The sequence below is a fragment of the Yersinia sp. Marseille-Q3913 genome (genome assembly GCF_963892745.1).
Classification (GTDB): domain Bacteria; phylum Pseudomonadota; class Gammaproteobacteria; order Enterobacterales; family Enterobacteriaceae; genus Yersinia; species Yersinia bercovieri.
In genome coordinates this window covers 85,463-98,497 of sequence record NZ_CAWQAF010000008.1, presented here as the reverse complement: position 1 = coordinate 98,497, position 13,035 = coordinate 85,463, and the positions used below count along the sequence as shown (strand labels likewise).

Here is a 13,035-nt window from a genome sequence, read left to right as displayed (position 1 = left end):
GCATCCATTTCTTTATCTCCCTTTGCTTATTGACTCATCCGATAATACGGTATTGTGCTCAGGTGTAAACTGCCGTTTTTTTGACCGCATTAAAACTCATGATATTTGAGGCTAGGTTGGCGCTATTATCATGATGTCATGCCCACAATGTGGTGCCGTCACCCGTACCCTACCCCGCGATCTGTTTCTGCCAGGGCATCTGGGTGACGACCAATTTGATTTAGCATTCTGATACTCAACAATTTTCAAACAGCCTGCCGCGTACAGGCTTTTTTGTTTGACTCAGGATCTCTTCTAATGGATTGCTAACCTATTAATCATTACAATCAGTTAAGTGTTAAAACCACTGAGCTGAAGTTAGCATATTAAAAACGAAATGAAATCAGTACGACTTGTGAGGCCACACAATGATGTGCCTTGCTGAAACCTCTCAGCAAATTCAGTGCGCTGATTATGATTGTCTTTGAAATTTAGAAGGATTACACATTATGTCAAACATGGTTTTTTGCCGTGGGTGCGGTAAAGAAATACATGAATCAGCAAGAGCTTGCCCAAGTTGCGGTGCAACTCAAAAAGTCACGGGTGAGAGAAATCGTATGGTTGCGGCTCTTCTGGCATTTTTTATTGGCGGATTCGGCGCGCACAAATTTTATTTAGGTAAGATTGGACAGGGATTTTTATATCTCATTTTTTGCTGGACATTCATTCCATCAATTATCGCCTTCATTGAATTTATTATTTATCTTTGCAATTCAGATGAAGAGTTTGCCCGAAAATACGGTTAACAGAAATTAGGTAATGGGTTCTAGCCCCACATGTATGAACCCCGCAATGCGCTGAGGGATCCCCAGTAATGGGCGGGGTTTTTTCTTGCCTGGATCAATGCTCGCTCACTATTAGAACATAGTAAAAGAGCAACAAGAGCAACAAGAGCAACAAGAGCAACAAGAGCAACAAGAGCAACAAGAGCTTAAGTTGCGGCCAGAATGTGGACACCATTAAAATAAAATTATTATAATTCAACAAATTACAGGAAAGAAAAAGGCCGCTTGCGCGGCCTTTTGTTTCGAGAAACACTCACTCTTTTGGAGTGGCACCCTCTACCCGGCTTTTTAGCTTTTGCCCTGGACGGAAAGTCACCACACGGCGCGCCGTAATAGGAATGTCCTCACCCGTCTTCGGATTACGGCCCGGACGTTGGTTCTTGTCTCGCAGATCAAAATTGCCAAAGCCAGACAGTTTGACCTGTTCGCCATTCTCGAGAGCACGACGTACTTCCTCAAAGAATAACTCAACCAGATCTTTGGCATCTCGTTTGCTAAGCCCTAGCTTTTCAAATAGATGTTCTGACATTTCAGCTTTAGTAAGCGCCATAGGTTCAATCCCTCAAGGATGCTTGGAATCGCTGTTTTAACGCCTCTACACATCTTGCAACGGTAGCGGCGATCTCCTCTTCTTCCAGTGTACGGGCGGTATCCTGCAACACCAGACTAATAGCCAGACTCTTATAACCTTCTGCTACGCCCTTGCCACGGTACACATCAAACAAGTTTACGCCAACTACCTGATTTGCGCCAACTTTCTTACACTCCGCCAAAATATCTTCTGCGGGAACGTTTTCAGCCACTACAACAGCGATATCGCGACGGTTTGCCGGGAAGCGGGAAATCTCTCTGGCCTGAGGCACAGCGCGGTCTGCGAGCTTGTTCCACTGCACTTCGAACACCACAGTTCGACCATTCAGATCCAGCTTACGTTCCAGTTCAGGATGAACTACACCAATGAAACCAATGTGTTCCCCTGATAAATAAATTGCTGCGCTCTGCCCAGGATGCAGTGCAGGATGTGATTCAGCACGGAACTGAACATCGGATAATTTGCCGGTAAGCTCCAGAATTGCTTCCAGATCACCCTTCAAATCATAGAAATCGATCGGCTGACGCACCAGATCCCAATGTTCTTCGTAACGGTGTCCCGCAATGACTCCAGCTAGCATTACATCCTGTCGAACACCAAGATCTGCTTTAGTATCAGGCACAAAGCGTAAACCACTTTCAAATAAGCGTAAGCGAGATTGTTGGCGATTCTGGTTATAAACCACCGCTGACAGTAAACCGGTCAACAATGACAAGCGCATTGCAGACATATCAACAGAGATCGGGCTTGGTAAGATTAATGCTTCTTGTTGTGGATGCAGTAGCGCCTGCACTTTAGGGTCAACAAAACTGTAAGTAATTGCTTCTTGATAGCCGCGATCCACTAATGCTGTTTTTACCCGCTTCAGGGGTAAGTCAGCTTCGCGGTGTTTTGTCATCACCAGATCAGCTTTAACTGGCACATCAGGGATGTTGTTATAGCCGTAAATACGGGCAACTTCTTCCACCAAATCTTCTTCGATCTCCATATCGAAACGCCAGCTTGGTGCCACTGCCAGCCAGTCTGTGCCAAGTTCAGTCACCTGACAACCAAGACGACGCAGAATGTCACTCACCTGCTCAGAAGGCACTTGATGGCCGATTAAGCGGTCTAGCTTCTCGCGACGCAGCGTGATAGTCGCGCGTTTAGGCAACTCTTCGGCTGCCGTCACATCAATAACTGGGCCAGCTTCACCGCCACAGATATCAATCAATAGGCGAGTTGCGCGCTCAATCGCTTTATGCTGCAACGCAGGATCAACACCGCGCTCATAACGATGAGAAGCATCGGTATGCAAGCCATGGCGACGCGCACGGCCAGTAATTGACAGCGGATTGAAGAATGCAGACTCCAGCAACACGTTGCGGGTCTCTTCGTTAACACCAGAGTGCTCACCACCAAAGATGCCCGCCATCGCTAGCGGCTTCTGCTGGTCGGCAATCACCAAAGTGTCAGCATTCAGTTTGGCTTTTGTGCCGTCCAAGAGAGTCAGCTCTTCACCTTCGGCCGCCAGACGAACAACAATCCCGCCATCAATGCGATCCAGGTCAAACGCATGCATCGGTTGGCCTAACTCCAGCAACACGAAGTTAGTGACGTCAACCACCGGGTCAATCGAACGAATACCGCAACGGCGCAATTTCTCACGCATCCACAAAGGTGTAGTGGCTTTGACATTGATACCCTTCACCACACGGCCCAAATAGCGCGGGCAAGCTTGCGGCGCATCTACGCGGATCGGGAGGGTGTCATTGATTGATGCTGCAACCGGACTCATATCCGGCTCGGTTAATGGCAGTTGGTTAACCACCGCCACATCGCGTGCAACACCGATAATGCCCAGGCAGTCGGCGCGGTTTGGGGTGACACTGATTTCAATGGTTTTATCATCCAGCTTCAGGTATTCCCGCACATCAACACCAATGGGCGCATCAGCAGGTAGCTCGATAATACCATCGTGATCTTCGGAAATTGCCAGCTCAGAGAAAGAGCACAGCATCCCTTCTGATAGCTCGCCACGCAGTTTGGTGGCTTTAATCTTGAAATCACCCGGCAGCACGGCACCCACAGTCGCAACTGCAACTTTCAGGCCCTGTCGGCAATTCGGTGCACCACAAACGATGTCCAGCAAGCGAGCGCCGCCCACATCAATTTTGGTCACTCGCAACTTATCTGCGTTAGGATGCTGAGCGCACTCCACCACGTGGCCGACCACGACACCATTAAATTCGCCGGCGACCGGCTCTACGCCATCAACTTCTAAGCCAGCCATCGTAATTTGATGGGCTAATGCATCACTGCTAATGGCTGGGTTTACCCATTCGCGCAACCAAAGTTCACTGAGTTTCATGAGATATTCCCGCCTTACTTAAACTGTTTGAGGAAACGCAGATCATTTTCGAAGAAGGCACGCAGATCGGTGACGCCGTAACGCAGCATTGTTAAGCGCTCCATCCCCATACCAAATGCGAAGCCTGAATAGATCTCAGGATCAATACCGACGTTTCTTAATACATTTGGATGCACCATGCCGCAACCTAACACTTCAAGCCACTTGCCATTCTTACCCATCACATCCACTTCAGCCGAGGGTTCGGTAAACGGGAAATAAGAGGGACGGAAGCGAATTTGCAGGTCTTCTTCGAAGAAATTACGCAAGAAATCATGCAAAGTGCCTTTTAAATTGGTGAAGCTGATATCGCGATCAACAATCAACCCCTCCATCTGATGGAACATCGGTGTGTGTGTTTGGTCATAATCATTACGATAAACCCGGCCTGGCACGATAATCCGAATCGGTGGTTGCTGGCCTTGCATGGTACGGATCTGCACACCTGAGGTCTGTGTGCGCAGCAGGCGGGTAGCGTCAAACCAGAAAGTATCATGATCAGCACGAGCCGGGTGATGCGCCGGAATATTTAATGCATCGAAATTATGATAGTCATCTTCGATTTCTGGACCAGACTCAACAGAAAAGCCCAGCTCACCAAAAAAAGTTTCGATACGATCGATTGTTCGGGTAACTGGATGCAGGCCACCATTTTCCATACGACGCCCCGGTAAAGAGACATCGATGGTTTCAGCTGCCAATCGGGTATTCATGACCGCTGACTCCAGTGTCTCTTTGCGGACATTAAGAGCTTCTTGTACTTCCTGTTTGGCCTGATTAATCACAGCACCTGCTGCTGGGCGCTCTTCCGCTGGCAGTTCACGCAACGATGTCATCTGAAGGGTTAAATGGCCTTTCTTGCCTAGATATTCGACGCGTACCAAATCCAACGCGGCAACATCTTGGGCATCTTCTATGGCTGCTTTGGCTTTGGCAACCAGCTCTGCGAGATGTGGCATTGTTTCCTCTTCCTCTGGCCGGTATGGGCCGCTTGTAGTGATCTAAATTTAAGTGATCTAAATTAGTGTCGTAGAAATTCATGTTCATAAAGAATAATACTGGCTCCCAAGTCTGGATAATACCTTGAAGCACAAACAAAAAAGCCTCCACGATGGGAGGCTTTGGCGTTATTTTTCGTTTCAATTCTTACGCACCAGCCTCCTGAAATCAGGCGCTAAAGTAAAAAGAGAAGCGAAAAGTAACGGTATGCATCATAACGATGACCTTATTGCTTAAAAAGCTAAAGATTAAAAGAGGGAGACAAGCTCCCTCTTCAATTCTGACTTACGCCAGAGCTGCTTTCGCTTTTTCGACCAGTGCAGAGAATGCCACTTTATCGAATACTGCGATGTCAGCCAAGATCTTACGGTCGATTTCAACAGAAGCCTTTTTCAGACCATTGATGAAACGGCTATAAGACAAGCCATTCTGACGAGCAGCTGCGTTAATACGTGCAATCCACAGTTGGCGGAATTGACGCTTCCGTTGACGGCGGTCACGGTAGGCGTATTGGCCTGCCTTGATTACTGCCTGGAATGCAACACGATAAACGCGCGAACGGGCACCATAGTAACCTTTCGCCTGCTTTAAAATCTTTTTGTGACGTGCACGAGCTACCACACCACGTTTTACGCGAGCCATGTACTTCTCCTATCGTCTTAATTCAAACCAAAATTACTTATGCGTATGGCAGACATGCTACGACCAAACCTAGATCGTTCTTAGATACCATGCCTTTTGGACGTAAATGACGTTTACGCTTAGTAGCTTTTTTGGTCAAAATATGACGCAGGTTGGCATGCTTACGCTTAAAACCACCGGCACCGGTTTTTTTGAAGCGCTTAGCGGCGCCGCGTACTGTCTTAATTTTTGGCATTGAATATATCCACTTCGCATTGTTAATTACAACGAGCTAGCTAGGCGAACAGACCTCTTGCTGCGCAAGCGCAGGGAGATCTGTTACTTGAATGCCTTACTGTCTCTTCTTAGGTGCGAGCACCATGATCATCTGACGGCCTTCGATACGAGTCGGGAAAGACTCCACAACGGCCAAATCAGAATCCTCAGTCAGATCTTTTTTGACACGGTTAAGAACTTCCATGCCGATCTGCTGGTGCGCCATTTCACGCCCACGGAACCGCAGGGTGATTTTGGCTTTATCGCCATCTTCCAGAAAGCGAATCAGGTTGCGTAGTTTGACCTGATAGTCGCCATCATCGGTACCAGGCCGGAATTTGATCTCCTTAACCTGAATGACTTTTTGCTTCTTCTTCTGTTCTTTTGTCGACTTGCTCTTCTCATAGAGGAATTTGCCGTAATCCATGATACGGCAAACCGGCGGCTCGGCATTCGGACTGATTTCTACTAAATCAACACCAGCTTCCTCAGCTTTTTCAAGAGCTTCATTCAGACTGACAATGCCAATCTGCTCACCATCGACGCCTGTTAAGCGAACTTCTGTGGCGCGAATCTCTTTGTTGATGCGATTAGGACGCGCCGGTTGAACTCGTTTTCCGCCTTTAATACTTTATTCCTCCAGTTGATGAAGACTACGGCTGCGAACTTCTGCTAGCAGCTGGTCTACGACCACGTTGACATCTAAGCTTCCCAAGTCTTTACCGCGGCGGGTACGAACGGCAATCTTGCCTGATTCGACCTCTTTATCGCCACAGACCAACATATATGGAACTCGACGCAACGTATGTTCACGAATTTTAAAGCCAATCTTCTCATTTCTCAAGTCCGCTTTTGCCCTAATTCCTGCATCTTGCAGTTTTTTGGTCACTTGTTGGACATAATCAGACTGGCTATCGGTGATATTCATCACCACGACTTGTACCGGAGCTAACCAGGTTGGGAAGAAGCCCGCATACTCTTCGGTTAAAATACCGATGAAGCGCTCTATTGATCCCAAAATGGCCCGGTGAATCATTACCGGCACCTGGCGATCATTATTTTCGCCGATGTAAGACGCACTTAAGCGGCCCGGTAATGAGAAATCGAGCTGTACGGTACCACACTGCCACGCACGATCCAAACAATCATGCAAGGTAAATTCAATTTTCGGACCGTAGAACGCCCCTTCACCCGGCTGATAATCAAACGGAATACCGTTTTCAGTCAGCGCAGATGCTAAATCGGATTCGGCACGGGTCCACTGCTCATCGCTACCAATACGTTTTTCAGGGCGAGTAGAGAGCTTGACCACAATTTTCTCGAAGCCAAAAGTGCTGTACATGTCGTACACCATTTTGATGCAGCTGTTCACTTCGTCGCGAACCTGCTCTTCGGTACAGAAAATATGTGCATCGTCCTGAGTAAAGCCACGGACGCGCATTAAGCCATGGAGTGCACCTGATGGTTCGTTACGGTGGCAGCTACCGAACTCGGCCATACGCAATGGCAGGTCACGGTATGACTTCAACCCTTGGTTGAAAATCTGCACGTGTCCTGGGCAGTTCATCGGCTTGATGCAGTACTCGCGGTTTTCCGACGATGTGGTGAACATATGCTCAGCATAGTTCTCCCAATGCCCGGTTTTTTCCCACAGTACGCGGTCCATCATAAACGGCCCTTTCACTTCCTGATACTGATACTCTTTGAGCTTCATACGCACAAAAGTTTCCAGTTCACGGAAGATAGTCCAGCCGTCGTTATGCCAAAACACCATACCAGGTGCTTCTTCCTGCATGTGGTAGAGGTCTAGTTGCTTACCAATCTTACGATGGTCGCGTTTGGCCGCCTCTTCCAGACGTTGCAGATAAGCATTCAGTTGCTTCTTATCACCCCAAGCCGTGCCGTAAATACGTTGCAGCATCTTATTTTTGCTGTCGCCACGCCAGTAAGCGCCGGAAGTTTTCTGCAATTTAAAATGATGGCAGAAACGCATATTCGGTACGTGCGGACCACGGCACATATCAACGTACTCTTCATGGTGATATAAACCAGGACGGTCATCGCGGCTGATGTTCTCATCGAGGATCGCCACTTTATAATCTTCACCACGAGCAGCAAAAGTGTCGCGGGCTTCTTGCCAACTGACCTTTTTCTTAATAACGTCGTAATCTTTATCGGCAAGTTCATGCATCCGCTTCTCCAGCAGATCCAGGTCTTCCTGCGTCAGGGTACGGTCAATATCAACATCGTAATAGAAACCATTGTCGATAACTGGGCCGATTGCCATTTTGGTATCTGGCCAAAGTTGCTTGATTGCGTGCCCTAATAAGTGCGCACAAGAGTGGCGGAGAATTTCCAGCCCTTCAGCATCTTTGGTGGTGATAATGGCCAGTTGAGCATCAGATTCGATCAGGTCGCTGGCATCTACCAGTTCGCCATTAACACGGCCAGCGATACAGGCTTTCGCCAGGCCAGGGCCGATATCTAAGGCAACATCAAGTGCAGAAACTGCGTGATCATAATGACGCTGACTGCCGTCAGGAAGGGTAATAACAGGCATTCTAATTCCTTATCTACAGTGGTGACCCACACGACAGATCACATGCAAGACGTAATTATTGTTTAATTTCAAAAAGTTGCAGCATCAATTTAACCCACGTTTGTTATATTGATCCGCAACTGTGTAAACAGTTTAGTTTGTGACGTAGATCATGCCACAAAGGGGATTCATCTTATCATCACTTAATGCAATGACAATATACCTAGCGAATAATCTATTAATACGCCAGTCAAACAGTGATAATGATCGACGACAAAGTTATCATACTTAAACTGCACTACGATCACCGCATATCAACACCGTACAACTGAGGGTCAACTATTGCAGCGACAACCTGTTACATCTTCCAGAATTTTGTCGATTGGTTATGATCCTGAAAATCGCATGCTGGAGATACAGTTCCGTGAACAAGGGATTTATCAGTATTTGGGGGTCCCTGAACGCGTTCATCAGAATTTTATGTCTGTGGTTTCGAAAGGTCGTTTTTTTGATGGCGTGATAAAAGGCAAATTTTTGTGCCGTAAAATTGGCTAAATAAAAAATAATCAATTAAAAAAATAATCAAATTATGCTGAAACGGTCGCTTCGATGATAAATATGAGCAAAGAAGCCTACCGTTTCAGAAACTTACTGCTCTACCTTTCTCGTTTTTAAGCCATGAAATAGCGCCATAAATAGGATATCGGCACCACGAACAGCAAAGCCGGTAAGAGATTGACCACCGCGAATATTTTAATTTGCGCGATGCGTAGCCCTACAGCAATCATAATAATCCCACCGCAGGCCGAAAAATCAGCAAAGGCGATATCATCCATATACGGCATGATGAGTTTTGCTAATAAAACTAGTGCGATTTGAATCAGTAATTGCGGAATGGCAATGGCGACCAGTGCGATGCCGAGTGAGATAGAGAATATCAACGCCGTGAAGAAATCCATCAGCGCTTTGACAAATAGCAACTGAAAATCACCGGTTATCCCTTCGGTCAAAGAGCCGACTACCCCCAGCCCGCTGGCACAAAACAGCACAATCATTGCCGTGAAACTCTGTGCAAACTCCTGCGGCGGCAAGGTACTGCGTGATGGGATAACCCGCTCCAGCAAGCCACGTGTTTTATTAGCACCCCACTTTACTCCCTGCTCCAGAGATAATAACTCGCCGACTGCCGTGCCAATAATTAATGCCAAAATGACTGCCGGCATAAAATGGACTTTCACCACCATCACAATACCGATGGAGATAGAAGCCAAAGCAAAAGTTGAGGGTAACCCTTCTTGCAACCGTTTTGGGACATGACGGGCCAGCAATACACCGACAATGCCGCCCAGAATAATACCTGCGCTGTTAATAAACGGGCCAATCATCCCCTGCTCCTAACCGCTAAAACGCGTTTTGCTGATGAAATTATGTCTGTTTTAGAATTAGGAATTTCAATAATAGCTAAAAACAAACCGCTGACTGAGGGTGACTCCAAGCGTGAGATAGAGAGGGGCCATAGCCGATATCCTTAACTCTTTAGTGTGAAATGTTACTCCAAAGCCGTGCCATCTGTGAAGCACGAAACAGTGTTCCGTTATTATCTAAAGCACAGAGTTCGGTAATATGTACCTTACGATAACCCTGCAGCAGTAGCCTACATCGCGGTGTAAAGATGTTTATCATCATCAACAATGATTTACATTATGATCTATTGCTTTTGAGATGCGCTAGGTGTATTGCTATTTCTACAGGATGTGCTCATAATCAATTTCCGTTTCCGTGTAGCAATGGTTACTGGAACGCCGCCCCGATTGTTTACGCAATCGGGGCGTTTTATTTGGCCGTTACCCCGCGTTACTTACGTCAAACCACCGCTCTACGCGCTTCCCACGGCTTTTCACATAAAAAATCAAAACACCCCACATAAATACTGAACAATAAAATATTTTTTATCCGTTTTTCTTCCGCATTTTATTGTCTATGATTTGTTCAGTAGTCAACAAAGGGAGAAATATGATGCAAAAGATTGCAGGCGACCTGTCAGAGCTCGAACGCTACTTCCGCCAAACAGATAAGCAATGCATGGCAAAAATGCCTTGGTTTACCCGCTGGCTCTATATTTCGGTAGATGAAAGGATGAAAATTCTGGATGACTTGCTGCAACCTTATCCAGCCAGGCCACAGGAGAAGAGATAAGTGGCGCAAGCAGATGCCCGCACACCTATCGTGGGAAGATAAATCTGCGGCGATAACGGTTAAAACGTATTCACGAGGATGAGTGCGTTTTAGCCATATCTATAGCAGCCTGAATAGCTGAACGCGCCTGGGGGCTATTTTTCCAACAGGTGGAACCCATCATCGCTGCCGCACTACTAACAATCTCGCTCATAGTGGCCTGACTGAGCTGGCCCAGCGAGGTGAAGCCGAGTTGCTCCAGGCGAGTCACTACCGTCGGCCCGACACCTTTGACGGCCAACAACAAATTACGTTCATTAGCAGTAAATGCCATCCGACTCTCCGATTAAGATAAGTTGCGTCAAACAAAACCGCTAATTAGCCCAACGGAATGCCATTAGAGCCGTTTTCTGGCCGCACTTTCCGCGCTAAAAAACCATAATTCAGGCAATCGGTGTGGGTAAAAGCGAATTTCGTAGGTATCTTTCAACGGAGCTAAACGCCAACGCGGGCGCGCTTCACGTTTAGGCTTTAAAAAACGCAAACGACCACGAGCACGGGCCGCTTGTGTATCTAGCACCCATGCCGCAGAAGCCGATAAGGGCTGGCGAGTATATTCATCTTCAACGCTAATATCACAAATGCACAAAACCCGACTCCTTGCCAAAACTGATACTGAGGTGATTATTCTAGATCTGTGGCATTGAACCAACTGTTGGCGGCAGGGTATTTGATCTGTATCACAAATACCCTGCTTACTTGAAGCTGCAGCGGTGTTGTCTGCACTCAGTCACCCGAATCACTGACTTGAGTCAGCTCATCGGGACTCTTTCGCTGGCCGCCTGGCTGCAACTCCAATTATTTTGGGTAATACCCTGCTTACTTGAAGCCGCTACGGTGTTGTCTGCACTCAGTCAATCCGGTATAGCCTTTTACACAACCTATCGCGTAGAGTGGCTAGGTAAGTAATAATACCGCGTGGTGAGTTAGTTACCTGATGCGCGCATAATTGCCTGATAAGCTTTACTTTCATCGGGCGCGTTTGATGCTATTTTCGGAGCAAGAGTGATGCAGAGTATTTTCGAATTATTTAAGGCCATTGGCTTAGGCCTGGTATTGCTGCTGCCATTGGCAAACCCATTGACAACCGTGGCCCTCTTGCTCGGGCTATCCGGCAATATGACCAGTGAAGAGCGAAATCAGCAGTCGAAGATGGCATCAATTTATGTCTTCTTTATTATGACTATTGCTTACTACGCCGGTCAGGTCGTCATGAATACCTTTGGTATTTCTATTCCCGGTCTGCGAATTGCCGGTGGATTGATTGTGGCATTTATCGGCTTTCGTATGCTTTTCCCACAACAATCTGCCGAAGATACGCAATTAGAAGCTAAATCGCAGGATTTGAAGAAACGGAAATCTATCAATATTGCCTTTGTGCCGCTGGCCATGCCGAGTACTGCGGGGCCGGGGACTATCGCCATGATCATCAGCTCAGCCGCCTCAATGAAAGGGCACTCTATGTTCAGCCCATGGGTGGTCACTGTCGCACCGGTGCTGATTTTTCTTTCTGTCTCACTCATTCTATGGGGTTCACTACTCAGTTCCGGGGCCATCATGCGCTGGGTCGGAAAAAGTGGCATTGAAGCTATTTCGCGCCTGATGGGATTCTTACTGGTGTGTATGGGGGTACAATTTATTATCAATGGCGTGCTGGATATTATCACTACCTACCAGCCCGCCATTGCATAAACAAATTGTAAGATTGAAGAGAGAAACGCTAGCCGATGTTGATACGACCAGATATTGCTACGGTAATAAAGTACCGCGCCTATAAACGACATCGGTTAGCGTTTTAATATTATTCTGTCATCGCCCGGTAAGCGGTATCCACTTTCCACAAATAACGTGGTGCTTGCGCGGCCGGATGCTTCTTTTGTATATGCTGATAAAACTCGTTCGGGCTAAGACTATTAATCTTATTCACTGCCAGACGCTTATCTGATGAGAAGGTCCGCAGCATGGCACCCGCGCCATTGGCATAAGAGACGATAGTGGCATAACGCAAGGTTTGCGGATCACTGATCCCCGCTAACTGTTGGTTCTGCAAAATATTGATATAAGCAGTACCAATATCAATATTCTTCACCGGATCTTTTAACTCGCCTGAACTTGGTTGACCATTGCGCCCTTTCATCCGGTACGCATCACGGCCCGCAGTAGAGGCTTTAATCTGCATCAAACCCACTGCATTCGAGGTGCTCACCACATCGGGATTGTAACCAGACTCCACTTGGATAATCGCTTTAATCAAAGTTTCATCAACGCCGTAATGGCTGGCAGCTTGTTTAATAACATCGCTATAAGCGACAGTACTTGAACCTGCGCTGCTTTTCGGTGCGTTAAGAAAACCACCCGGTGGCGCTTTCTTCAGCCAACCGTTATTCGCTTGCGGTGGCGGAGTTTGTTTAGCACACCCCGCCAGCAATAAAATTGCCATTAGGCAACCGACTTTTGGATTCACAGTATTCCCCGTGCTGATAGGCCGTTTTGTAGCATATACAAGTTGTCACCTCACCCAAATAGATTTTTTGGCCTAGTTTGACCATTATCAACATAA

Annotated in this window: 15 protein-coding genes and 1 other annotated feature; of the genes, 4 read left to right on the top strand and 11 right to left on the bottom strand. The window is 47.1% G+C overall.

Features of this window, described 5'->3' with window-relative positions; translation table 11 throughout:
* Positions 1 to 488: 488 nt before the first annotated feature.
* Positions 489 to 785: a TM2 domain-containing protein gene (locus tag AACW11_RS04340; RefSeq protein WP_212586101.1), complete on the top strand. Its 297-nt coding sequence runs from the start codon at positions 489 to 491 to the stop codon at positions 783 to 785.
* A 292-nt stretch (positions 786 to 1,077) separates the two neighbouring features.
* Here the strand turns inward: AACW11_RS04340 and ihfA are convergent, their stop codons facing one another.
* The 7 genes from ihfA to thrS all read right to left on the bottom strand — a co-directional run bounded on the left by ihfA (position 1,078) and on the right by thrS (position 8,261).
* Entirely contained in the window at positions 1,078 to 1,374 is a 297-nt protein-coding gene (ihfA, locus tag AACW11_RS04335; RefSeq protein ID WP_004875238.1) for an integration host factor subunit alpha, read from the bottom strand.
* A 4-nt stretch (positions 1,375 to 1,378) separates the two neighbouring features.
* The gene (gene pheT, locus AACW11_RS04330; protein ID WP_212586100.1) at positions 1,379 to 3,766 is read right to left on the bottom strand and encodes a phenylalanine--tRNA ligase subunit beta; all 2,388 of its coding nucleotides are present in this window, start codon (positions 3,764 to 3,766) and stop codon (positions 1,379 to 1,381) included.
* Between the two features lie 14 nt (positions 3,767 to 3,780).
* Positions 3,781 to 4,764: a phenylalanine--tRNA ligase subunit alpha gene (gene pheS / locus AACW11_RS04325; RefSeq protein ID WP_212586099.1), complete on the bottom strand. Its 984-nt coding sequence runs from the start codon at positions 4,762 to 4,764 to the stop codon at positions 3,781 to 3,783.
* Between the two features lie 134 nt (positions 4,765 to 4,898).
* Positions 4,899 to 5,021 (bottom strand) — a sequence feature (Phe leader region).
* Between the two features lie 68 nt (positions 5,022 to 5,089).
* On the bottom strand, positions 5,090 to 5,446 hold the full coding sequence (rplT, locus tag AACW11_RS04320) for a 50S ribosomal protein L20 (RefSeq protein ID WP_004713019.1): 357 nt from the start codon (positions 5,444 to 5,446) through the stop codon (positions 5,090 to 5,092).
* Between the two features lie 37 nt (positions 5,447 to 5,483).
* Positions 5,484 to 5,681 carry a 50S ribosomal protein L35 gene (rpmI, locus tag AACW11_RS04315; protein WP_004713020.1) on the bottom strand — a complete coding sequence of 66 codons (198 nt, stop codon included), beginning with the start codon at positions 5,679 to 5,681 and terminating at the stop codon, positions 5,484 to 5,486.
* A 96-nt stretch (positions 5,682 to 5,777) separates the two neighbouring features.
* Positions 5,778 to 6,329: a translation initiation factor IF-3 gene (infC, locus tag AACW11_RS04310; RefSeq protein ID WP_011816226.1), complete on the bottom strand. Its 552-nt coding sequence runs from the start codon at positions 6,327 to 6,329 to the stop codon at positions 5,778 to 5,780.
* 3 nt (positions 6,330 to 6,332) lie between these two features.
* Positions 6,333 to 8,261 (bottom strand): threonine--tRNA ligase, encoded by a 1,929-nt coding sequence (gene thrS, locus AACW11_RS04305; protein WP_212586098.1) that lies wholly within the window; start codon positions 8,259 to 8,261, stop codon positions 6,333 to 6,335.
* Positions 8,262 to 8,582: 321 nt separating this feature from the next.
* Between thrS and AACW11_RS04300 the strand changes: the two genes are divergently transcribed.
* Positions 8,583 to 8,795, top strand: coding sequence for a KTSC domain-containing protein (locus AACW11_RS04300; RefSeq protein WP_005161573.1), 213 nt, complete (start codon positions 8,583 to 8,585; stop codon positions 8,793 to 8,795).
* Between the two features lie 116 nt (positions 8,796 to 8,911).
* On the opposite strand, the gene AACW11_RS04295 is transcribed toward AACW11_RS04300, so the two are convergent.
* The gene (locus tag AACW11_RS04295; protein WP_005272323.1) at positions 8,912 to 9,625 is read right to left on the bottom strand and encodes a DUF554 domain-containing protein; all 714 of its coding nucleotides are present in this window, start codon (positions 9,623 to 9,625) and stop codon (positions 8,912 to 8,914) included.
* 628 nt (positions 9,626 to 10,253) lie between these two features.
* Here AACW11_RS04295 and AACW11_RS04290 point away from each other — a divergent pair.
* Positions 10,254 to 10,436 (top strand): hypothetical protein, encoded by a 183-nt coding sequence (locus AACW11_RS04290; protein ID WP_212586097.1) that lies wholly within the window; start codon positions 10,254 to 10,256, stop codon positions 10,434 to 10,436.
* Between the two features lie 70 nt (positions 10,437 to 10,506).
* Here the strand turns inward: AACW11_RS04290 and AACW11_RS04285 are convergent, their stop codons facing one another.
* Positions 10,507 to 10,749 (bottom strand): helix-hairpin-helix domain-containing protein, encoded by a 243-nt coding sequence (locus AACW11_RS04285; RefSeq protein WP_212586096.1) that lies wholly within the window; start codon positions 10,747 to 10,749, stop codon positions 10,507 to 10,509.
* A 63-nt stretch (positions 10,750 to 10,812) separates the two neighbouring features.
* The gene (locus AACW11_RS04280) at positions 10,813 to 11,064 is read right to left on the bottom strand and encodes a hypothetical protein (RefSeq protein ID WP_004875248.1); all 252 of its coding nucleotides are present in this window, start codon (positions 11,062 to 11,064) and stop codon (positions 10,813 to 10,815) included.
* A gap of 419 nt (positions 11,065 to 11,483) precedes the next feature.
* On the opposite strand from AACW11_RS04280, the gene AACW11_RS04275 reads away from it, so the two are divergent.
* Positions 11,484 to 12,167, top strand: a complete 684-nt coding sequence (locus AACW11_RS04275) for a MarC family NAAT transporter (protein WP_249192877.1) — start codon at positions 11,484 to 11,486, stop codon at positions 12,165 to 12,167.
* A gap of 109 nt (positions 12,168 to 12,276) precedes the next feature.
* On the opposite strand, the gene AACW11_RS04270 is transcribed toward AACW11_RS04275, so the two are convergent.
* A complete protein-coding gene (locus tag AACW11_RS04270; protein WP_050125256.1) occupies positions 12,277 to 12,939 on the bottom strand; it encodes a transglycosylase SLT domain-containing protein in 663 nt (220 codons plus the stop codon).
* Between the last annotated feature and the right edge of the window lie 96 nt (positions 12,940 to 13,035).

Bases quoted from the DNA above. Each gene is read 5' to 3' on its own strand.
- AACW11_RS04340 (WP_212586101.1), top strand. From the start codon at position 489: ATGTCAAACATGGTTTTTTGCCGTGGGTGCGGTAAAGAAATACATGAA.
- ihfA (WP_004875238.1), bottom strand. From the start codon at position 1,374: ATGGCGCTTACTAAAGCTGAAATGTCAGAACATCTATTTGAAAAGCTA.
- pheT (WP_212586100.1), bottom strand. From the start codon at position 3,766: ATGAAACTCAGTGAACTTTGGTTGCGCGAATGGGTAAACCCAGCCATT.
- pheS (WP_212586099.1), bottom strand. From the start codon at position 4,764: ATGCCACATCTCGCAGAGCTGGTTGCCAAAGCCAAAGCAGCCATAGAA.
- rplT (WP_004713019.1), bottom strand. From the start codon at position 5,446: ATGGCTCGCGTAAAACGTGGTGTGGTAGCTCGTGCACGTCACAAAAAG.
- rpmI (WP_004713020.1), bottom strand. From the start codon at position 5,681: ATGCCAAAAATTAAGACAGTACGCGGCGCCGCTAAGCGCTTCAAAAAA.
- thrS (WP_212586098.1), bottom strand. From the start codon at position 8,261: ATGCCTGTTATTACCCTTCCTGACGGCAGTCAGCGTCATTATGATCAC.
- AACW11_RS04295 (WP_005272323.1), bottom strand. From the start codon at position 9,625: ATGATTGGCCCGTTTATTAACAGCGCAGGTATTATTCTGGGCGGCATT.
- AACW11_RS04290 (WP_212586097.1), top strand. From the start codon at position 10,254: ATGATGCAAAAGATTGCAGGCGACCTGTCAGAGCTCGAACGCTACTTC.
- AACW11_RS04285 (WP_212586096.1), bottom strand. From the start codon at position 10,749: ATGGCATTTACTGCTAATGAACGTAATTTGTTGTTGGCCGTCAAAGGT.
- AACW11_RS04275 (WP_249192877.1), top strand. From the start codon at position 11,484: ATGCAGAGTATTTTCGAATTATTTAAGGCCATTGGCTTAGGCCTGGTA.